Source organism: Enterococcus sp. AMC1251, assembly GCF_058216535.1.
In genome coordinates this window covers 206,057-229,031 of sequence record NZ_CM177098.1, presented here as the reverse complement: position 1 = coordinate 229,031, position 22,975 = coordinate 206,057, and the positions used below count along the sequence as shown (strand labels likewise).

Annotated in this window: 19 protein-coding genes; 7 read left to right on the top strand and 12 right to left on the bottom strand. The window is 35.4% G+C overall.

Going from position 1 to position 22,975, the window contains the following annotated elements:
- Positions 1 to 214 precede the first annotated feature (214 nt).
- From AC4BBR_RS00945 to AC4BBR_RS00925, 5 genes are all read left to right on the top strand, one after another.
- Positions 215 to 691, top strand: a complete 477-nt coding sequence (locus AC4BBR_RS00945) for a GNAT family N-acetyltransferase (protein ID WP_490460745.1) — start codon at positions 215 to 217, stop codon at positions 689 to 691.
- Between the two features lie 64 nt (positions 692 to 755).
- Positions 756 to 1,223 carry a GNAT family N-acetyltransferase gene (locus tag AC4BBR_RS00940; protein ID WP_490460744.1) on the top strand — a complete coding sequence of 156 codons (468 nt, stop codon included), beginning with the start codon at positions 756 to 758 and terminating at the stop codon, positions 1,221 to 1,223.
- A gap of 19 nt (positions 1,224 to 1,242) precedes the next feature.
- Positions 1,243 to 1,626, top strand: coding sequence for an ACT domain-containing protein (locus AC4BBR_RS00935; protein WP_490460743.1), 384 nt, complete (start codon positions 1,243 to 1,245; stop codon positions 1,624 to 1,626).
- Between the two features lie 101 nt (positions 1,627 to 1,727).
- Entirely contained in the window at positions 1,728 to 2,471 is a 744-nt protein-coding gene (locus tag AC4BBR_RS00930) for a class I SAM-dependent methyltransferase (protein ID WP_490460742.1), read from the top strand.
- Between the two features lie 44 nt (positions 2,472 to 2,515).
- A complete protein-coding gene (locus AC4BBR_RS00925; RefSeq protein WP_490460741.1) occupies positions 2,516 to 2,926 on the top strand; it encodes a DUF1622 domain-containing protein in 411 nt (136 codons plus the stop codon).
- Between the two features lie 93 nt (positions 2,927 to 3,019).
- Here AC4BBR_RS00925 and AC4BBR_RS00920 read toward each other — a convergent pair whose 3' ends face one another.
- From AC4BBR_RS00920 to AC4BBR_RS00890, 7 genes are read right to left on the bottom strand one after another with little or no spacing between them, the layout of a single operon-like run.
- Entirely contained in the window at positions 3,020 to 4,750 is a 1,731-nt protein-coding gene (locus AC4BBR_RS00920) for a phospho-sugar mutase (protein ID WP_490460740.1), read from the bottom strand.
- A 4-nt stretch (positions 4,751 to 4,754) separates the two neighbouring features.
- Complete coding sequence (locus AC4BBR_RS00915; RefSeq protein ID WP_490460739.1) at positions 4,755 to 5,819, bottom strand: BtaManbiosPhlase; 1,065 nt, start codon at positions 5,817 to 5,819, stop codon at positions 4,755 to 4,757.
- Between the two features lie 17 nt (positions 5,820 to 5,836).
- The gene (locus tag AC4BBR_RS00910; protein ID WP_490460738.1) at positions 5,837 to 6,730 is read right to left on the bottom strand and encodes a DUF1861 family protein; all 894 of its coding nucleotides are present in this window, start codon (positions 6,728 to 6,730) and stop codon (positions 5,837 to 5,839) included.
- Positions 6,731 to 6,732: 2 nt separating this feature from the next.
- A complete protein-coding gene (locus AC4BBR_RS00905; protein ID WP_490460737.1) occupies positions 6,733 to 8,259 on the bottom strand; it encodes an alpha-amylase family glycosyl hydrolase in 1,527 nt (508 codons plus the stop codon).
- A gap of 10 nt (positions 8,260 to 8,269) precedes the next feature.
- A complete protein-coding gene (locus tag AC4BBR_RS00900; protein WP_490460736.1) occupies positions 8,270 to 9,106 on the bottom strand; it encodes a carbohydrate ABC transporter permease in 837 nt (278 codons plus the stop codon).
- Entirely contained in the window at positions 9,093 to 9,968 is an 876-nt protein-coding gene (locus AC4BBR_RS00895) for a carbohydrate ABC transporter permease (RefSeq protein ID WP_490460735.1), read from the bottom strand. The genes AC4BBR_RS00900 and AC4BBR_RS00895 overlap by 14 nt, the downstream gene beginning before the upstream one ends.
- Positions 9,968 to 11,287, bottom strand: a complete 1,320-nt coding sequence (locus AC4BBR_RS00890) for an ABC transporter substrate-binding protein (RefSeq protein WP_490460734.1) — start codon at positions 11,285 to 11,287, stop codon at positions 9,968 to 9,970. Before AC4BBR_RS00890 ends, AC4BBR_RS00895 begins: the two co-directional genes overlap by 1 nt.
- Before the next feature lie 160 nt (positions 11,288 to 11,447).
- Here AC4BBR_RS00890 and AC4BBR_RS00885 point away from each other — a divergent pair, with 160 nt between their 5' ends.
- Positions 11,448 to 12,440, top strand: a complete 993-nt coding sequence (locus tag AC4BBR_RS00885; protein ID WP_490460733.1) for a LacI family DNA-binding transcriptional regulator — start codon at positions 11,448 to 11,450, stop codon at positions 12,438 to 12,440.
- A 108-nt stretch (positions 12,441 to 12,548) separates the two neighbouring features.
- On the opposite strand, the gene AC4BBR_RS00880 is transcribed toward AC4BBR_RS00885, so the two are convergent.
- Complete coding sequence (locus tag AC4BBR_RS00880; protein WP_490462049.1) at positions 12,549 to 13,331, bottom strand: hypothetical protein; 783 nt, start codon at positions 13,329 to 13,331, stop codon at positions 12,549 to 12,551.
- Positions 13,332 to 13,600: 269 nt separating this feature from the next.
- Here AC4BBR_RS00880 and AC4BBR_RS00875 point away from each other — a divergent pair, with 269 nt between their 5' ends.
- Positions 13,601 to 14,329, top strand: coding sequence for a class A sortase (locus tag AC4BBR_RS00875; protein ID WP_490460732.1), 729 nt, complete (start codon positions 13,601 to 13,603; stop codon positions 14,327 to 14,329).
- Positions 14,330 to 14,425: 96 nt separating this feature from the next.
- Here AC4BBR_RS00875 and AC4BBR_RS00870 read toward each other — a convergent pair whose 3' ends face one another.
- From AC4BBR_RS00870 to AC4BBR_RS00855, 4 genes are all read right to left on the bottom strand, one after another.
- Complete coding sequence (locus tag AC4BBR_RS00870) at positions 14,426 to 14,677, bottom strand: hypothetical protein (protein ID WP_490460731.1); 252 nt, start codon at positions 14,675 to 14,677, stop codon at positions 14,426 to 14,428.
- Positions 14,678 to 14,919: 242 nt separating this feature from the next.
- Positions 14,920 to 16,614 carry an oleate hydratase gene (locus tag AC4BBR_RS00865; RefSeq protein WP_490460730.1) on the bottom strand — a complete coding sequence of 565 codons (1,695 nt, stop codon included), beginning with the start codon at positions 16,612 to 16,614 and terminating at the stop codon, positions 14,920 to 14,922.
- A gap of 108 nt (positions 16,615 to 16,722) precedes the next feature.
- Positions 16,723 to 17,298, bottom strand: coding sequence for a TetR/AcrR family transcriptional regulator (locus AC4BBR_RS00860; protein ID WP_490460729.1), 576 nt, complete (start codon positions 17,296 to 17,298; stop codon positions 16,723 to 16,725).
- Between the two features lie 349 nt (positions 17,299 to 17,647).
- Positions 17,648 to 22,819: a MucBP domain-containing protein gene (locus AC4BBR_RS00855; RefSeq protein ID WP_490460728.1), complete on the bottom strand. Its 5,172-nt coding sequence runs from the start codon at positions 22,817 to 22,819 to the stop codon at positions 17,648 to 17,650.
- Between the last annotated feature and the right edge of the window lie 156 nt (positions 22,820 to 22,975).

Genomic DNA, 22,975 nt, shown 5'->3' with positions numbered 1-22,975 from the left:
AATAACGGTTAAAATTTTTTGAAAAATAAGCATCTATTGTGTGAACACTCGACTATTTTTTAAGGAAAATGACTATTCCGAATATATTTGTGCAACACTAGTGAAATAACGCAGCTACCTGAAAGAAAAATATTAACTTTATGCTACACACTCACTTTTTTATGCTACACTTAAAAAAGGTTTTATAACTTATCAATCACTATGGAGGTTAGCTATGAACCATACGATCAAAAAACTCTTAGCAACAGATAAACTAGAACTAAAAGAAGCTCTCACACTTGCTCAGCATGTTTTTTATGCATTCGAAGCGCTTGATTATTCTGATGAAGGAATTGAGCAGTTCAAACAGTTTATCTCTTTTGATACGATCACTCAACAACTAGTTGATCAGGAATTAATTATCTGGACCTATTCATCTAAGACCACCAAAGTAACTGGAATGATCGCACTTAAGTTGCCTAATCATATATCTCTGCTTTTTGTAGACAAAGCTTTCCATAAACAAGGAATCGCCCGTCACCTTATGGAAACAGTCTCTACATACTGTCAAACAACCTACAATGTTAATAAACTTACACTAAACTCTTCGCCTTATGCTCTTGAATTTTATAAACATCTTGGTTTTACTTCGACAGATACTCAACAAGAAATAGACGGCATTATTTTTACACCAATGAAAAAAATATTCTAACATCGCTGCGCGAACGCTTTCAAACATGTTATACTAAACAAAATGTGAGGTGAGAGGAAAAATCATGTATTTGAAAATTTATGATCATACATACCAAGAACACATTCATAGCTACTGCTTATCAGAAAAGAAGCTTCGCTATGTTCGTGAGCCGAAAATCGCTATCGCTTTAACGAAAAAAGATCCGCAACGTCACGCTGTTCTCGCTTTTGAAAATGAGCAGTTGGTTGCTTTTTTGACACTTTTTGAAGCTAAAGGCGGTAGTCCCTACTCTACTAATGAACAAACTTTATTAGTGCAGGACCTTTCAACAGACTATCGACATTTAGGCAATGGGTATGTTAAACAAGCGGTTCAATTGCTACCTGCATTCATTCATCAACATTTTTCTACCATCAATCAACTAACAATCATTGTTAATGAAGACAAAGCATTCACTCGAGCCTTATGTATAGACGCAAACTTCAAAGATACTAGTCATATGCTCTCTCCTACTTACGGTTCGCAAGCGCTTTTACAGCTCTCGATCTAAAAAAAAAGGAGGCAACGACATGCAACTAAAACTACTAGATAAAACCAAGTATTCCATCATAAAGTTTCCTAGTCATATAGAAATTCCTCATTCATTTCATGAGATAAACGCATTTAAAAGTATCACTTATACTGAAGATGAATGTTCTATCATTGTGCCGTCTGATACACTAGCAACTAACCAGGCACTTTCCGTTGATCACGATTGGTTTATTATTCAAATCATTGGTGAGCTAGATTTTTCCCTCGTTGGTATTTTGACTCAATTAGCCAACCCTTTAGCAGAAAATGAAATTTCAATCTTTGCTTTATCTACATATAATACTGACTATCTTCTCATTAAAAACCAAGTGAAAGAAAAAGCTATCCGAGTATTGCGTGATTGCGGTCATAGTTTTCAATAATCTCCATCTAAGTTTTAGTAAATTCTCTTTTATGGGGAATATCCCCGCAATCTGATACAATAAAAGAGCCAGAAAATATACTTGGAAAAAGGAGCTAGAAAATGGAAAACGAATATGATAACCCTAATTTTTTCGAAGCCTATAGCCGAATGGATCGTTCTAGAAAAGGTCTAGAAAGCGCTGGCGAATGGCATGAATTAAAAAAACTCCTACCTGACTTTACTGGGAAAACTGTTCTGGATCTTGGTTGTGGCTACGGTTGGCATTGTCGGTATGCAGTTGAAAACGGTGCTGAAAAAGTTATTGGTATCGATCTGTCTGAACGGATGATTAAAAAAGCTGAAGAAATGACAGATTCTCCAAAAATCAGTTATCATTTAATGAGTATGGAAGAAATTGATTGCTTAAACGAGACTTTTGATATCGTGATTAGCTCTTTGGCACTTCATTATGTTCCTTCATTCGATGAGATTGCTAAGAAAGTCAGGAACGCTTTAAATCCTGGCGGCGATTTTGTTTTCTCTGCTGAACATCCGATTTTTACAGCGCAAGGAACAGAAGATTGGATCTACGATCAAAAAGGACAAGCTATTTATTGGCCTGTTGACCGCTATTTTGACGAGAGTATTCGTGAAACAAGCTTTTTAGGGGAAATGGTAATGAAATACCACAAGACGTTAACAACATATTTAGATGGTTTATTAACACATGGCTTTCAGCTTACTCGAATCGTCGAACCAATGCCTTCTTTTGAAATGCTTGAAGCAAGTGCTGAAATGCGTGATGAATTGCGCAGACCAATGATGTTACTTGTTTCAGCTAAAAAAATTGGTCAACAAGACTAAATCACTTCGTTTGTCTTACTATAAAGCCAGAGGAGGAATATCGAATGCACGATTTAGCTCAAAACATCCTAGATAACCTGATACCATTCTTTGATTTATTCATTTTAGCCTTGAATATTTTTTCTATCGTCGTCTTGATTTGGGGTGTTATTATGGCAGGAATTGATTTTCTGAAAAGTGAAAAAAACGATCGGAATCGTATCGTAATGGCTCGGCAAAATAATTTTATTAAAAGTTTTTTAGGCAGCTACATTCTACTGAGCTTAGAAATACTGATTGCCGCAGACATTATTGAGTCGATCATCAAACCAACATTCCAAGATATTTTAAAATTAGCCATTTTAGTGGTAATTCGAACCGTAATTTCTTATTTCTTGCATAAAGAAATCGAAGATGCGTTAAAAGATAAGGAAAATGAATCTGAAGAAAAAAAAAATAAAACTAAAAATCTATAATCATTTCATTTTTAGAATTTCTTATATCTAAAAAACGACTTGAAAAAGCATGGTACTATCTGCTTTTTCAAGTCGTTTATTCGTATTTTTATTTTATTCTAGCAAAAGGAATTTTTTTACTGCCTCTTGTATTCTCTCTAGTTCTTTTTTTGATTGAGCCTCCGTTTCAGCATGAACTGAATAGTAGATTTTACACTTTGGCTCTGTTCCAGAAGGTCTGATACATATCCACGATTCATCTTCAAAAATAATTTTGATCACATTTGACTGCGGTAAGTTCAAAACCTCCATCTCTCCTGTCACAAGGTTCTTTTTAAATCCAATACTATAGTCTTCTTGTGATTTTATCTTTTTAGAACCTAGCCTTTGTACATTTTCTTGTTTCAACGTTTCTATAAGCGTCTCCATTTCTTTTTGTCCCCGTTGCCCTTTGAAAGTGATACTTTCTAACGCTTCACGATAAAAACCGTACGCTTTATAAATGGTTTGGAGATGCTCTAAAACGGTCGTTCCTCTTTGACGACATTCCAGTGCCAGTTCAGCCATCAAAATAGCCGCTTGAATCGCATCTTTGTCTCTGACAAAAGGATTGATTAAGTAACCAAAACTTTCCTCGTATCCAAAAAGAAATTCTTTATCTTTTTTTTCTTCGGATAATGCAATCTGTTCTCCGATAAATTTGAATCCAGTTAACGTAGTTCTCGTCTCAATCCCAGCTTGTGCTGCTATCTTCTCTCCTAAATCCGAAGTCACAATTGTTTTAGCAATAAAATAATTGCTCAAATTTTCTTTTTCGTTTTTTTTATGTCGAATTAGAAAGTCTAATAGTAAAATACCAATTTGATTCCCATTAAGTAATACTGGCTGTTCCTTTTCATCTAGAACAACCACTCCTAGCCGATCCGCATCTGGATCTGTCGCAAGAAATAAATCTATTTTTTGCTTTTTCAACTCTTTTAATGCTAATTCAAAGGCCTCGGGATCTTCTGGATTCGGTGATTTAACCGTTGAAAAGGCAGGGTCACCATCGGATTGTGACGCTAAAATAGATAGGTTGCTAAATCCTATATTTTCAAAACCTTTTCGGATTAATTTTTCTCCTGAACCATGGAGAGGGGTATATAAAATAGATATTTCTCCACCATTTTGCTTAACGTTCTCCTTATTCTGTACAACGGAGGTTAGCTTTTCTAAATATAGGTTATCCATCTCCTCATCGAGGTAATGAATTTTTCCTTTTAAAAGATAATCAGATAAAGAAAGAGTCTCAATCTCTAATTCTTTTGTTAAACGATTCAAAATATACATCAATTCGTTCGCTGCTTCTAGTGTTATTTGACCGCCATCAGAACCATACACTTTAAAACCATTATATTCTTTAGGATTATGACTCGCTGTAATCATTACCCCAGCAAAAGCGCCTAATTCCCTTACAAAGAATGACAATTCAGGTGTGGGGCGCATTATACTCGATAAGTAGACGTTTATCTCCCTTGAAGCTAAAACGTTCGCTGTCCATTGCGCAAATTCTTTTGAAAAAAAACGATTATCATAAGAAATAACTACACCTGCCTTTTGAGCTTCTATTCCTCGCTTCTCGATGTACTGTGCTAGTCCCAATGCAACACGCTTTATCGTATACTCATTGATGCGATTCGTTCCAACACCGATTTCTCCACGTATTCCTCCAGTTCCAAATGAAAGATACTGATAAAAACGGTCTTCTAATTCCTGCTCATCCTCAACGCTATCCAATTCCTTTTTCAGTTCATCTGATAGATGTTTTGCATTTAACCATTCAGAATATTTCTTTTTCCAACTCATGAGATTAACCTTCTTTGTCTAATTGTTCAAGAATTGCACGAATACTTAATTCACAGCCCGCCATGGACGTATCCGCAACACCGTAGTACATGGTTAACTTATCCCCATCAACAAAGCCACCACAACCAAAAACCACATCCCCGAAGAAGCCTTTTTTCTCATATTTAGCCTCAGGCTCCATAATTGGATTTTTTGTCCGAGCAATGACTTTTGTCGGATCATCAAGAGCCAAAAGGACTGCCCCCATGCAATAGCGTTGTTCTTTTGTTGCACCATGATAAATCTCAAGCCAGCCTTTTTCTGTTTTTATAGGCACTAATCCACCACCAATTCGTCCATTATTCCAACTGTCTTGTTGTATACCAATCAGATGCTCATGGTTTCCCCAAGCACGTAAATCAGGAGAAGAAGCAATCCAAATATCGTAATTACCGATACTCTTTAATGATGGACGATGCAACGCATAATATTTGTCATTGATTTTTTCAGGAAATAATAATACATCTTTATTTTCGGGTGCAAAAATATTGCCCATATCTTCAAAATGCTCAAAATCTGTTGTACAAATCATTGAATCACAAACACCCATTGGTGACACAGAACTAAAATTCACATAATACGTATCGCCAATTTGCGTACAACGAGCATCTTCAATCCCAAACGTTTGATACTCATTAAATGGATATAAAAAGGCTTTGTCATCCACTGTAAACTGGCGACCGTCTTTACTCCGTGCAATTCGAATATAGGAAAGTGATGTCAAATATACAAATCCAGCTAAGTTATCAGCTAAACGAATCATGCGTGGATCTTCAAAATTGTACTTTGGATCCTTGCGATCAAACGTTATTATTTCCAATTCTTTTGTTTCAGAATTAATGATTGGTGCTTTAATCGTATCTTCCGAACTTGAAATCGGTCTCTCTGCCACACGTAATAATAATAATATTTCGTCTTTGTATTTTGCTACTCCAGCATTAAATGCCCCAATCACTTCGTGGTCTTTATGCAATGGCGGAACGTCTAATGGCGTAATAAGTGGATTTTCTTCATAACGATAAATAGTCATATGTTTTTCTTCCTTTTCTAAAATGGATTTTGAATAGTTATTTTTTGAGCCTCAGCATCACTAATTCCAGCGTAAAATATTGCTTCTTCGCCATTCAGAGTTAAGCCTCCACTAAACACTACATCGATTAAATCATTTCTTTTAGATGGACCCGGTAAAAAATCCGATCTTTCAGCAATAATTTGTGGGGTTTCCATAGAGATTTTCTTTTTATCTAGTTCAAATGTCATAGCATAATAATGGCGATTTCCAACTTTATCAAACGAAGCAATATGTCCTAACACACAAATTCGCTCACCAATTAAATGAATTTCATTTGCACCTCCCCAATCTACATCAGAAAACTGTTGTTCAAGAAGCGGTGCTTGTTCGATTATTTCTGTCGAAAGTTGCGCTAGCGACTCTACAATTGCTACACCAATTTTACCTCTACCACCTTTTTCCCCTTGTGGTCTAGTCAAAACTAAAATTTCCCCGTCGGACAACTGCTTCAATCGAATATCTTTCATCCCAAATGGACCTTCAAAAATCTTTTCAGCATCATTAATACTTTTTAGACGATATAAAATGGTTCGCCAATGCGCTTTCTCTTCATCAAAAAAGACTTCTACACCACCCAAAATAATTGTTCCATCGATTGTCGTAACAAACGGATCTTGCAACGCTAGTTTGATTGAACCTTCAATCAAGCGCCATTTGTTCTCTTCTATTTCTTCGAACAAACCAATATGTGATACTTCATTTGTTCTAGCTTCAATACGACCAGCGATAACCTCTCTATCCCCTATGCTAAACGGGGCGGTTATATTATATACATCCTGGTTTGCGACTCCTGAAAATCGAAGCTTTACTGCCTTATTTTCCAATTTCTTTCCACGATGATTTTTCAATAATAGCTCAATATCAATCATTACTAGTTCCTTCCTATCCAAATACCATATCCAGATAAATAATAGTTATTTTGTTTTTTGACTAATTCTCCATTTTTTAAATACGTCATGTGTTGCGCTGAAAACTCAAAAGAAGGACTCCAGTCTGGCGAAAAATTTATGATAATCAGTAACTCCGAGAATTGATACACCAATAAACCTTCTTTGTGCTCCACTATCTTCATACACTCTTTCTCTTGAACATATGTTTTACGAAGCTTAATTAGTTTTTGATACCAAGTAAAAATAATCTCTGCTTCTCCATTTTTTTGACCATAGCCTATCCAGCTATTCCCTTTAGCTACACTCCAAGGAATCATCCCTCTTGAGCGATCTCGATTGACCAAAGTTGCTTGTTCCATCGAAGTTTCATACGAATCACCCTGTAATCGTCGTTCTTCAAATCTATTGATTGCTTGAATATCTTTTATATCAGAAAATTTAACTGGCAAATAATCCCCCACACCTAATTCCTCTCCCTGAAATAAAAATGCAACCCCCTTATTTAAAAGCAGCAATGTAGCTAATTGTAGATAGCGTGACGTATTTTCTTGACTCAAACGATTCCATGAACGAGACATATCATGGCTGTTGAAAAATAGCGTTGGTAACCGACTCTCACCATATATTTTTTGCATTTCTGTTAATTCTTTAACTATTTTTTTCTCATCAAAGCGCTCCAAACTCCCAAAGTTAAAATTGAACGTTACATCAAATAACTCTCGTCCTGCATACTGTTGAATTACTTCTAATTTATCCGAACTAATTTCACCTACAGTAAATAGCCGACTATTTTTAGAAACTAGAAAAGCTTTTATTTCCTTGATTGTTTCTATAATACCTGGTTGGTTCACATCATATTGATGGATTTGAACGCCATTTTCATCATAAGGATTGTCTTTGCATTCAACGTCAACCGTTAAATTATTGATGACATCCAGTCGAAAACCATCGATACCTTTTTCAATCCAAAAATCAATAACATCAAAAATTGCTTGTTTCACTTCTGGATTTGTCCAATTAAGATCAACTTGTGCTTTCGAAAAGCTATGATAATAATATTGCTGCGTTTGTTCATCAAATTGCCAAGCACTACCTCCGAAAAAAGATGTCCAGTTATTTGGTTTGTCACGCCAAATATACCATTCTCTTTTGGAATTATTTTTCGATCTTCTCGCTTCTTGAAACCATGGGTGTTGATCAGATGTGTGATTAATAACCAAATCAATAATGACCTTTATCCCAACCTCATGCATACGCTTTACTAAAGTTTCAATAGCTGAAATATCTCCATAAATAGGATCCACATTGTAATAATCTGAAATATCGTAACCATTGTCTACTCTAGGAGAAGGAAAAAACGGTGTTAGCCAAATCCCATCAATCCCAAGTTCTTTTAAATAAGTTGCTTTTTCACTAATTCCTTTTAAATCTCCGATACCGTCACCATCGCTATCATTAAAAGACGGAATATAAATTTCATAAAAAATTGATTTTCCCCACCAACTCATAGTGATCTCCTTACTTCAATGTAAATTGCATACCATCTTGGAATCGTTTTGAAAAAACTAAGAACAAGATAATTAACGGTAACGTTAGTAAAACTGACGCCGCATACATTGGACCTGGATACGTACCATAGGGACCAAACATCTGAGAGATCAAAACGTTTAACGTGGTTGTGCTATCACTTTTAGAAACAATCATATCCCATAGTAAATTTGTCCATCGATCCGTATATAAAAATAGAAAAATAACTGTAGTGATTGATTTAGACATCGGCAATACTATTTTAAAAAGAATTGATATATCACTCGCACCATCTAATTTAGCTGCTTCAATCAACGTATCTGGAATCGCTTTGAAAAAATTTGTGTACATAAAAATGGCCCACAAACTCATCACTGTTGGAACAATCATTCCAGCATAGGTATCTAACAAACCAACTTTCGTAATCAATAAAAATTGGGGAATTAATAAGATAATTGCTGGAAAAAACATTTGAAATAAAATGAAATTATTTACAAATTTCTTTCCCTTAAATTCAATTTTTGCTAAGGCATAACCAACAGTTAACGCAAATAACAACATCAAAAATGTCGCAATGGTCGCAACAATAATCGTGTTTATAAACGCGCCAATCCACGGTGCATTAGCCGAAGTAGAGGCATCTCCGAACAACCACTCCCATGACCTCAAATCAAAATGACTCGGGATTAATCTACGATCAACTTCATCCCATGAAGCAAAAGAGTGCATAACTAAATAAACAAAAGGAAATGTCATAATTAACATCAAAAGTGTTGTCACAAAATATTTAATACTTGTTAATAATTTAGTATTTTTACGACCAACCATTTTTTTCACCCCATTTTTCTAATAATTTACGAATAACACCAATAGAAGCAAATGTAACAACTGACGAAAGCAAAGCAATTGAAGAAGCATACCCTGATTTCAACCCAACAAAGGCTTGATTATAAATTTCCATCTGCCATGTATTCGTAGAAAAGTTAGGTCCACCACCCGTTAACTGATAAACTTCGGTAAAAATCCCAAAACTCACGCCCACAGCTAGTACTGTAACTGTGAAAAAAGCTGGATACATCATCGGAAACGTAATTTTCCAAAACGTGGTCCATCTGGAAGCCCCATCTATCGCCGCTGCTTCATAGATCTCATGGTTAATATTCGATAAACCTGAAATCAAAATCAGGCCATAATACCCTGACATTTTCCAAGCAATCATCAAAGATACGATAAAGATTGCGACTTTCGGATCGCCTAACCAGTCAACATCTAAACCAAATGTATTTCGTAAAAAGATATTAAACGGGCCATTATACGATAGTAATCCTTTCACAATCAGAGAAGTTACTACACCACTTGAAAGGTATGGTAAGAAAAAAGCAACCATAAAAAGACCTTTAAATTTTGGTAAACTATTCACCAATAAAGCAATAACCATGGATAACACTAATGCTAACGGAACAAATACCAGTAAAAATTTATAGGTGACTAAAAAAGCGGATTGAACAGCTGGGCTTTTTACAGCAGTAATAAAATTTTGAGCCCCAACAAAATTAATTGTTGGGGAAATCATATCCCAGTCAGTCAGCGCCAACCAAAAAGACCATAGTAACGGCAACAAGAAAAAGATTAGCGTAAATATCAGGTAAGGGCTAGTAAATATCCAGCCTAATTTATTATTCCTTTTCATTACCGAAGCACTCCTTCAACTGCTTTTCCGCCATCTTTGAAAGCTTTTTGAGGACTTTTCTCTCCTCTTACAACAGGGACCCAAGCTTGTTCGCCAAAAGCTTGTTGAATGTCATTATATTTCTCGTTATCCATTGCAGGAATAGCGTAGGGAACATTTTCTGCAAATACTTTCATTGCAGGATTTTCTGTAAAATATTCTTCAAATACTAGATTTTCTATTGCATCATCTCTAGCAGGAATCAAACTCGTCAACTCAAGCCATGTCACATCATTTTTCTCATCACCATAAACAAAAGATAGAAACTTCATAGCCGCTTGTTGTTCCTCTTCAGTCGCTTGTGCGTACATAACAATCCCTTTAGAATCTGCATAGGTGGAAATATTTTTTTCTCCTTTCATTGCATCTGGGACAACTGGAGGCGTTATCGTATAATTTTCATCAAAAATCAATTCAGGATATTTTTCTTCCCAGTTAGGAAATGTCCACGGTCCTAATTCAGCCATTAAGCTGTCTCCGTTTTCAAATGGATCGGTCGCTTCGCCTGTTCGTAGTAATTTCTTTGTAGCAAGTTCATTCATTAAACCAAAAACTTCTTCTGTAGCTGTACGATCAGCGACGAACTTATTCTCCTGAACAAAAGGAGCTCCATTGCTAGCTGCGTTATATAGTGGGAAAAAATCAAACCAACGCATCCAAGCAGTAGGATCTGTCAAATCTTTCTTGGCCCAAATCGCTACATCTTTTTTTTGTTTAGATAATTTATCCCCTACTTCTAATAACTCAGAATATGTTTCAGGTATTTCATTTACTCCAATTTCTTTCAACATATCTAAGCGCCAAGCATATAAAATAGGATTGGAATAGACAGGAAAAACATATTGCTTTCCGTCTGAGAATTCCCAGCTTTCAATACTTTTGCTCATTTTTCTTTCCTCAACCGCTTTTGAAAAACCTTCTTGTTCATTTAATGGTAAAATTGCCTCACTTGCAGCTAGTTGAGCCGCAAAACTTCGATTAATATTTTCTGATAGTGTCGGTGCCGTTTTAGAAGCAATCGCTGATTGAATCGTTGCTTCTGAAGATGGACTTTCTTTCATTTGAGAAACTTCAACAATAATATCTGTTTGGCTTTTCTCAAATTCCTTTGCCCTGTCTTCCCAATAGTTTAATTGCGTTGGATTAGGTGCCGCCCAAAATGTAATCTTTGTTTTATCACTAGTAGACGCATCTTCTTTCTTCGACGAGCCACAACCGACTAATAGTAACGCTCCCATTAAACCAATCGACATACCGACTAAAATTTTTTTGAACTTCATAATTTCTCCTCCTGTAAGCAAACGCTTTCTTTTTTCATGACTTCATAGTATCATTTGTACCTAACATATGTCAACATTACATAACGATGATTACAAAAGATTACAAAAACAAAAGAGCAATATGTTATACTTAAATAAGTACATTAAAAGGAGAATCGCTATGAAAAAAGTTTCAATGCAGGATATTGCCGATCAATTAGGTATTTCAAGAAACTCCGTATCCCAAGCTTTAAGAAATACTGATGGAGTTAGCGACGCAACAAAAAAAGCAGTCTCAGAAACTGCTCATTCTTTAGGTTATGAGTACAGAGAAAAACAAACGAATAAACAATACGGTAAGATATTATTAGTTGCAACGGACTTCGTCTTTTCTCAAAAAAGTTTTTTTGGTGAAATAGTGGACAGTATTCGAGACACCTGCGAAAAAAGTGGTTATCAGCTCATTACTGAATCCCTTTCTAAAGAAGCATTACATACATTCAAATTACCAAAGAATATCGCTGAATTTACAGGTATGATTATCTTATCTCACAGTGATAACTGCTATATAAAAAAAATTATCGACTACGGTTTACCTTGTGTATTGGTGGACCATCATGATCCATCATTACAAGCCGATGCCGTTTTATCCAAAAACACTGACGGAACCTATCACGCGATCTCTCTTCTTCATCAAAATCAAAATAAACGAATTGGCTTTATAGGAGATATCCATTTTTCCCCTAGTTATCTTGAACGTTACCAAGGATACAAAAGAGCGCTAACTGACATGAATCTCATTCATGACAAAAGCATTGAAATCACTTCTATTGAAGAAAGCCAGGGTGCTCTCTATACAAAGCTAAAAGAAATCGAAACAATGCCAGATGCTTGGTTTTGCGCTAATTCTGGACTAGCCTTCATGCTTAACTCTTACTTACAGTCAATCGGCTACTTGATTCCTGAAGATATCAATATTATTTGTTATGATGATACTGAATTTACACGAATGGCTCGTCCACCCATTACCAATGTTTCAACAAATCTTGCCTATATGGGAGAAATTGCTGTTCAAACATTGATTCAGCGGATCAACAACAACAACAATCCATTAATTCATAAACAAATTCTTCCTACTTTAAACATCAGAGAGTCTGTAAAATTGATTACTTAATACTACAATTGTTTCTTTAGAAAAAAAAAATTAAGACCAACATCTCTGATGATTTCAGAAATCAGTGACGTTGGTCTTAACCTTTTACGCTATTTCGTGTTTATCTTTTTATGCCTGTCTTGTCAATTCTGAAAAACCAAACTCATCTTCTTGCATCAAACGCCAAGTTCGTTTGGCTGTATTGTAAATCAACATTCCAATCACCGGCTCATTTCGATATGCAACATTTTTCGTTTTCCACAAAGAATCTTCCACTACGTAAATCGGAATGTGGTACTCCTTGCCTTTGATATCCATCTGATTAAAACAAAAAACAACACCTTCTTGTAAAATCGGCTTCATTTCTTTTAATAATTCACTGTCCAACTTTTCAACAGAAATCCCTCGTTTAAAGAATGTTTTACGCTCGTTGACTTTTTCCAAAATCACTTGGGTGATCTTATCTGCCAAAATGCGATAAAACTCATCGATATAACGATAATAAACCCTTGTCATATGATCAACAAATTCAAAAAAAACAAAATCATTTTGTAATTTATAAAAGAACGGTGAGTGTAAGCTTGTTTTCATATGCCCAAAATAAAGCAACTCTGAAATTTCCAAAGGCGTCAATTCTTTCAGCATTGTAACATCTGAAAAATCGATCCATTTGATTTCTTCATTCATTTTACGACGGTGAACAGTAGAAAAATAGTGATTGACATTCTCTTGTCCACGAATAATCTTCAATCCACTATGCATATCGTACTCCCCTTCTTCAGCAGAAGGATTCAGCAAGAGTAGATTCTTAGGGTGATGAACAATGGAGCGTGTAAAGTCTGTATGTGTAATTCCTTTTGATAATACAGCATTACTTGTCATATCAATATGTACATAAATCAAGTCCAACATTCGTTCCATCACCCCCATTTTTGTCTTCTATTATATTCTACAATATTTCGCGAATAAAAGCTTGTGTCTTTTATTTTAAGTTTCAGTTACAAAGAGTTAAAAAGTAGCGATTTTCTATATCAGATAACAAATACAAACTAAAAACCAGGGTACATCTGACTTATTTTTAAGGTTCCTTTTAATTAAATATATTTATAAAAAAATAAAGATTTTAATCTAGGGTTTCAAATTGATTTATGATACACTTAAAGAAAAAAAGGGGGACGCTTATGGTCTCAAGAAAAAAGCAACTTAAAAAGAAAAAAAGAAATTGGTTTATCAATATAATTTTATTCTTATTACTCATTGTTGGTTTAGCGCTCATTTTTAACACACAAATCAGAAATCTACTCATTCAGCACAATGGAAAAGCTTATGCAATAAATAATCTAACTCCTGATATTGTTGAAAAAAATAATAAACAAGATACGTCATTTGACTTTGAAGCAGTCGAATCACTTAGTACTGAGGCAGTTTTAAAAGCTCAACTATCGAATAAAAACTTGCCTGTAGTTGGCAATATCGCACTTCCTGATGTAAAAATCAATCTGCCAATCTTCAGAGGACTAGATAACGTGGTCTTGTTAACTGGAGCTGGAACCATGAAACCAGATCAAGAAATGGGAAAAGGCAATTACGCACTAGCTAGTCATCGCGTGCAAGATATGATTTCTTTATTTTCTCCATTGGAATACTCCAAACCTGGTGAATTAATCTATACAACCGATTTGGATAAGGTTTATACGTATAAGATTACTTACGTGGAAAAAATCGATCCGTCCAGAGTAGAACTAATTGATGATGTCCCTGATAAAAAAATGATCACCTTGATTACTTGTGGCGATATGTATGCCACAACACGAATTGCCGTTCAAGGTGAATTAGAATCTATAACACCCATCAAAAAAGCAACGCCAGCTATGACAGATGCATTTAATATGGAACAATTAACATTATAAAATGGCAAAAATGAGTGGGGATCAAACTGAAAATCAGTTTGATCCCCACTCTAAATCTAAAAAGCCGCTTATTCCTCGGAGCTATATGGTTTTATCTCAACCTCGTTTCAGGTGTGTAAACCTTTTATTATAAGCCATTCGTTTTTTCATCTGACGAAATCCATAACAAATGCTTACTAACAATAATGCAATTGGGTACATAGCTAAGGTTACAACAAACCATTCCAAACTGAAAACAGAGAGCAATGACACATGATACGTAATCGCATAAACCACAGGTAAAACAAGTGCTAATCCCCCGTAATATAAACTTATTTCAAAAATAAGTGATTTATATACATGCTTCATGATCCATTCTCCTATTCTCTCTGTGATTTTAACCATTGAACTTTTTCTCTCTTGGTTACTCTACTTTTTCATTGTAGTATTTTTCATTAAAAGATACATCCATCTTTGGTCTGAGATTTCAAAAAATTCTATTTTTCTAAAGCTGTGCTTATTTTATCTATTTCAACTATTCCTACTTTTTAGACAAAAAATCCAAGAAAAGCGAAAGGCTCATCTTAGATTTTTTCTTTATTTAATATTTATTATCGAAACATTGTTTGTGCAGCTTTCGCCAATACTTTAGGGTCACGATTATATGGAGTCACTGGAATAATCTCTTTATCTATATCAAACAATGTATATACAGCAATCCGTGCTGCTCGTACGGAATATTCCTCCGTAAATACCATATCTTTTGGGATTTCTACAAATTGACTAACCATTGCAAAATTCGTACTATTTTCTGGTACAACTTGAGGGCGATCAGTCATTTTACGAGGTTGGAACTGCGCATCGATATAAGGCATATATACTGGGATCACATTCACAACATCTTTAATAATTTCATCCCAATCCGCTTGCCAGCCCATCTGACAAATCCATTCATACAAAATTTCTTCACCCGTACAATCTCGCATTGGTTTTTTCACATAATCTCCAACTATATTCGTATAAATGCCATACCCCCAGAAAATCGTTGTATCAGAGGCTTGATTTTTAAAATGAGGCTGTGCCGCAACAACTGTGCTCATTAACCAACTTGACTCTTTTAAGGTCATCAAAGCACCCGATCCTGGAATATTACCCGAGAATTCTTCGATTCGTTTTAATAACTTATCGCCACGACACGTGACGGTGAAGCTTTCCCAGTTCGTTTCAGTCTCGTTACCAAAGAATGGTTCAGGGTTACCTAATCCTGCTTTTTTCTTTGAAATGTTTCGCCAAAGTCTAGCAGAACGTGCTTCTTCTGAAACTTCAGGCGCCGGTATATTCCAATCGCCTTCTGTAGAACTATCAGTCATGGTTCCGTTAGTCATAATTACTACATCTTCTTCATTTAGTTTGATCGTTTCGCCGCTTCCTAGTTTTAACGCAGTCACAGTAATTTCAGCGCCTGGTTTGAAGTCTAAATCAATCACATCTTCGTTTAATGTAAAATCAACACCATGTTTTTCTAAAAAAGCTTTCAAAGGCAATATTACGCTATCATATTGATTCAATGGCGTACGAGTCACTCCTTCTAAAGTATCTATACGGGAAAATTCTAAGATCATTCGATTCATGTAACGACGTAATTCGAATGCACTGCTCCATTTTTGGAAAGCGAAAGTCGTTTGCCACATATACCAGAAATTTGTTTCAAAGAAATGTGGTCCAAACCATTCTTCAATCGTTACCTCATCTAAACTTTCTTCTGAAGCAGCTAATAATTTTGTCATTGCTAGCCGATCTTCATTGTCAAACCCCATCGTATGGGCATCAAGGATTTCTTGGTCTTTTGTGACTAAACGGGCTTGCGCATGCGTTGGATGTAAGTGATCAAAGTTCAAAATTTCTTCTGTTACACTATGATTTGCCCATTCTAATGATGGAATGCTATCAAAGAGTTCCCAGAAATTTTCATACGTTTCTTCATTTAGCATCCGACCGCCACGAGCAACAAAGCCTTTTTCATTGGTGCCGATTCCGTCATTACTTCCACCAAGAATTTTCATACCTTCGATTACATGGATATTTTTACCGCTGAAATTTGCATCACGAATCAGATAAGCTGCGGCTGCCATTGTCGCTATCCCACCGCCAATTAAGTAAACCTGCTTGTCTCCATAATAACGGCTATTGATTTCTTCTTCTATTTCAGAAACTTTTTCTAAGCCTTTTTCAGCAGATACTTTTTTAGCAAGATACGCTGCACCTAGTACACCTGCTGCCGCTAATCCAATATGTCTTTTTTTCATGAAAATCCCCCCGATTCAATTGATGAACCTAGCGTACAATGATTCCATGTAAATGTCTCGTGATAGCCTTATCATTCCGTCTTGTTTTTAGACACTACAGACAATTTGTCATAACAGCTCGTTTTCTTGCGCGTATAAACGATAAGAGAAAAACTCAGTATCTTTAGCTAAACGGAAAAGTTGTGTTGCGATTTCTAAAGGCGATTCTTTATAGTTATCTAAAATCCAATCAATCAAGACACCATTACAGCCATATGAAAAGAAACGAGCATAGAAGATTTTATCTTCTGGCAATAACTGATTTTCTTTATCCATTTGATCAAACAAATTGATAAACAGTTTATTGGTAATCGTTGAAAAGCACGTCCTTAAACTATCTGAATCTGAACTGACTGTATTATAGTAGAAATCACTTTTAGACTGGATTGCTTTTAGCATTTTCAAGGCTTGTTCTTCCCAATTATCAATACTTACATCTGAAGAATCTAAGTAAATCAATGCATCGTGAATATAAATCCAGCATAAAAGATCTTGTTTATCAGTAAAATGATAGTAGAAGGTTTGCCGGTTTAGACCGACTTCTTTTGTGATGTCTTGGACGCTGATTTTACTGAATAACTTGCTGTCACATAGTTCGATCAATGCGGATGAGATAGCTTTTTTGGTTATTTGTGATTCGCTCATGTTTTTTTCCTCACTTTTTCTAGATAAGTTCATCATACCAAAAAATGAGAAGAAAATATAAGGTTTTGGAGGACTTTTTTATGGATTATTATGATTTTAGATTAATGCGAGGACGCTTCGTTACTATTTCTTTCAATTTAAGGTTTCTATATTTTTGCATTACTTTTCAAATAAATAGAAGAGCGCGGGATCAAGCGGCTCTATGATAAATTTTTTCATCTTTACCCCAAAAATTTATAAATATTAAAATAGATATAACATATAGATTTGTCTATCTCTATATGCCATATCTATTTTAAAGCTACATGCAAATCATCTTATTCTTTACCAACATTTATTGAAACTTTCTTTAAGGTGTTGCCTCAACTTGCCATAAAACAGAAGCTGTATACTTCCCTGTTTGATAGACTTTATTGGAGTGTACAATCAATTCTAACCCTGTTTTATTATCCGCCCATTTCTTACTGATGTTGTACTCTTCTCCTACTGTTGTTGCAGCGCCTGTTTCTATTGGTTGTGCTTGTCCTGTAAGCAACGGAACTTTTGTCGTTGCATTCTGTTTATAAAAGAACACATTGTTAATTACTTCGCTTGGGTTTTCTTTACTAGTCAATGGTTTTTCTAAGGTTGCCGAAAGTTTCCACGGACTTTTGTTATTCTTTCGAGTATCTTTGACAATTAAATCTTTATCATATTTCGGTTGCTCACCTTTGACTATCTTAGATAAATACTTGCTTCCAAAATCTAAAGTCTCAGGATATGAACTGATAAATAGCGAGCCTTTGAAACGATAGAATAATTCGAGGGGTCCTTTAATCTCTTGTTTATCCGTAGGTGACTCTACTAATTCATAGCGTTCCTCTTCTAGTTTTGTCAATCGTTTTTTAATCTCTGTTTCATATTGCGTCAAATCAAGAGTAGACCCTATAATTACGGTTGAGTTGATCGATTCTACTGATGGTATGTCTTTCCCTTCTTCGTCCACAAATCGAATCTTCAATGCTACTTCTGTCTTCTTAACCTTATACACCACTTTATCATTATGCATTTTAACTTGATACGTTTTTTCATTTACCGGGCGTTCGATCACTTCATAATTCTGAGCTTGGAGTTCCTTAATTGCATCAAGTATGTCACGATCTTCACTTAAATCAAGTTTACCAATATCTCGTACCATTTCAAACTTTTTGATAATCGTATTCTTTTCATCGACGAATTCGACAGGAATCTCACCGTCGAGAGCGATTTGGAATTCAATCTGTTGCTCAGCATCTCGAGTGATGGTATAAGGGCTCTCAGGTCTGTATCCCGCAATTCCATACCCTTTATCCATAAATCCATCTATTATAGTCGCTATTTCAGAGTCTTCAATAAAATCAAATACTGTACCGATTCTCTTTTCAAGTCTAAGAGGTTCTCTTAATACATCTTCATTACTAATTGAAGCATTAAGAAATTCTACTACCAATGTCGCATAGGATCTAAAGTAATACGTAACCGGTGCGTTAGTCGCTCCGACTGGATAATTCGCTTCATTATCTGGTCTTTTTTCCAACACATGGTTCTCTTTATCCAATTCAGCCAGTGCATTTTTCACACCCGGTTCTTCACTTAAATTGACTGGTTTACCTACTTCTTTATCCAATTCAAGTGTTTTTAACTGCTCATTTTTTTCATTAACGAAATTAATAACTAGTTTAGAATTTGTTTGGAATTTGTACGTGATTGTTTGGTCATCTGCCGTAATCGGGTAAGCATTTTCGGGCGTAGGTGACTCAAGTACTTTATAGTTCATTCCTTTATACTTATTGACGATATCTTGCACCGTTTTCTCTTGTGTCAAATCAACGGGCACACCTATTTCTTTTTGTAACTCTACCGTGTCTTTACTATCGAGGATCTTGTTATTTTCATCCACGAATTGGACAGTTAGTTTTGATTCTGTTTTGAATTGATAGGTGACCTTTTGTGCGTCATTATTAGCCATCACATAATCTGTTTCTTTGGCTGGCGAGCTTAATAATGGATATTTCGCCTTAAGTGGATCAAGTACTGCTAATACATCAGTTTCTTTTGTTAAATCGACCTTGCTGCCAATTTTTTTGGTTAATTCTACCGTATTTAAAACCGCATTTTTTTCATTGACAAATTCGACAGTCAGTTTAGATTTTGTTTTAAATTGGTACGTAACGGTTTCGTCTTTGTTGGCTATTGGATAGTTTGTATCATCTTTTGGTGTTGCTATTTCCTCATAGCCGAGTCCTTTTTGTTTATCGAGTAATGCCTTTATTGCAACATCTTCACGTAAATTGACTGTGCTTCCTATTTTCTTCGTTAGAGTAATAGGCGACTCAATTTCTTTATTATCCTCATCAATAAAATTAACAACTAATTTTGATGTTGTTTGGAATTTGTACGTGATTGTTTGGTCATCTGCCGTAATCGGGTAAGCATTTTCGGGCGTAGGTGACTCAAGTACTTTATAATTCATTCCTTTATACTTATTGACGATGTCTTGCACCGTTTTCTCTTGTGTTAAATCAACGGGCACGCCTATTTCTTTTTGTAACTCTACCGTGTCTTTACTATCGAGAATCTTGTTATTTTCATCCACGAATTGGACCGTTAGTTTTGATTCTGTTTTGAATTGATAGGTGACCTTTTGTGCGTCATTATTAGCCATCACATAATCTGTTTCTTTGGCTGGTGAGCCTAATAATGGATATTTCGCTTTGAGTGGGTCAAGTACTGCTAATACATCAGTTTCTTTGGTTAAATCGACCTTGCTGCCAATTTGTTTAGTTAATTCTACAGTATTTAAAACCGCATTTTTTTCATTGACAAATTCGACAGTCAGTTTGGATTTTGTTTTAAATTGGTACGTAACTGATTCGTCTTTGTTGGCTATAGGATAGTTTGTATCATTTTTTGGTGTTGCTATTTCCTCATAGCCGAGTCCTTTTTGTTTATTGAGTAATGCCTTTATCTCAGCATCTTCACGTAGATTGACCGTGTCTCCTGCATTTTTATTTAGAGTAACAGGCAACTCAATCGCGTTGTTATCTTCATCAACAAATTGCACTGTCAATTTCGATTTTGCTGTTACGGTAATATAGACAGTTTCTTCGATTACTTCATCATCTTTTTTGGCTTGTAGCTTCGCTGTATATGGCGTCGTTGAAGCTTCGGATTCATTGGTTAATGTTGTATTGAAAACCAGCAAGTCAACCCCTTCACTCGATCCTGTTGCCACATCCCATGCAGCCGCTTTAGATTTATCTAGAATCAAATTCTTTAACTGATCTTTTGACAAACCTGTCAACTCTGATTTATCTACAGAGAAATTATTCACTCCTAGAAATAGTCCATTATCTGGTATAACACCATCAGTTACCATCACTGGAACTTTAATAATTGTTGATCTGCCTTTGCCTTCAGTCTCATCCGTCATGCGAACCTCAACCATATGCATGCCTACTTTTGACGTGTCGATTGGTTCTTTTTCATTCACATATTGATAAGATGCTTCGTGATTTGGTAAAATAATTGGATCTTTAACTAAAGATTTTGCGGTTTTATTCCAAGCACTGTCTTTTTTTACAAATTGAGCGATTGGCGTGGCACCTAAATTATAGACATTTAAATTGAGGTATGTATCTTCAGATGGTAAATCTGCCCACATACCAACTTCATTTATAGCTAGTAAATTAGTAACATAATTCTTTATTGTTCCCGGATAATCATTTAGTTGTTGTGGCAATTTTGCTCTGGGAACAGTAACTTTTCCTGTTGTCTCAGTCACTGTAAAAGGTTTTTTTTCTTCACTATCATCAGGATAAGTAATATACAATGTTCCTCCACCATCTTGAGGAATCCTGCCTATTTCATAATCATAATTAAATTCCTGCTCCGCTGTGTCCTGATATACATTATATTCATTAGGTGTAGGATTTATTGTAAGATACGGTAAAGATTCTCCGAAAAACAAATCCCATGTCGCACTAACAGATTCTCCAGGTGCTATATCCTTTTCTGGAACACCTGCTGAAAAATAATAACCACCCTCTGCCTTATCAAAAACTTTCTCCCCTGATGAAAGTTTGTTATTTTCTAGGCCTGGTTTCATTGCATTCTCATGAAGTGCTATCCAATCCTCATCCTTAAATCCAGACTGTGGCTTCACATTCCAGTGAGTATAAGGATCAGACACTCTAGGTTTGAAATCTATTGCAAAATATGTTTGTTCTTGAGCTTCATTCTTTGTAAATTGTCCTCTAAACCCTCTGCCGTTTCCTAATGATGTTAAATAATAGTCCTTAGCAAAACTTATTCCTGCAGTACTTACCATCCCTTTATTTAAAAATCCCATACTTCTATTCGTCGAGGTAAGATTCTCTATCCTCGTCTGTACTCTATAACTTTGATTTGGCGCTATGTTCATTTCAAAAGTTATTTTATATTCGGCATTTGATGTCTCTGCTTTCATCTTTGTTTTATCAGCATTTGCATATACCTTAGGACGATACTCATTAGCTAGGGTTCTTTGTAACTCACCATCTATAATAGGTACCATCGTATACATCCCCCCGACCATTCGATTAAAAAGAGAACCTACGCCATCGTCTATTTTATAGGCGATCTGTCCGCTCTCATACTTCAAATAATTAAGCGTGTTTAGAGATATTGAAGTATAACTCGAAGTCTCATTCTTCATTCTAAATACACCTTTCTTAAATGAATTTTGAGTATACGCATATGTTCCAAATGGTATCAATATCCATTGATCATCTTCTTCTGTCCGTGTCTCTGGTGAAGGATTCAGCATTTTTGTATTTTCTTGTATAACAATATCTTTTTCTGCTTGAATAGCTTGCTTTTGTTCATCTACTGCAATATCAAATGTTGTGTTATAATTTCCCGCTACAGCAGGATCAATGGTCGTTTTTGATACAGTAACTGGTAATTCTTTGCCTGTATCTGTTCGCCATGCGCGAGCGTTTGCTTTTTCTGTAACAAGTTGCTGTAATTCTTCAGCTGTCTTATTTTCTACTTCTTTCGATTGAAACTGAATGTATTCTTCCTCACTATCTAGCTGTAATGCTACTTGATTTTCTGCTAGTAGTGTTGTCCCTCCATTCGTTATCGTTACCGGGACTGGAATAACGTTGCTTTTCTTTGTCCGTTTGTTGGTCATTTTTACATATACTTGTTGATAGCCAACTTTTGCACTGCTTGTTTTTTTTGTTTTTCCTTTTTCATTGCTATATTCGTAGGAAAAATCTTTTGTAGCTGCAGGTAGACTTTCCTTTTTAAAAAGCGTCTCAAGTCCTGATTCGGTTGTAAGATCTGGAAATTCTTCATTTTGTGATAAAATCAGCTCTTTCGCAGTTGCACCTAATTCGTTTGTTGCTGGGTTTGCCTTTATTGAACTGCTTGGTAGGAATAGCCAACTGATTAGACTGGTTCCTACTAACAGTAATCCAAGAACCAACCAACTTTTTAGTCTTTTATCATTCTTCATATATTTTTCTCCCGCCTAATTCTTTTCCTCAATACAAAAGTTTAGTTTCTAATATAGCTACATTCTCAAACACCATAACTATTATCTTTACTATTTGTACATTTCCAATTATGTATATGAAAACAGTTACAGCATATAGATAATTTTACTCTACAC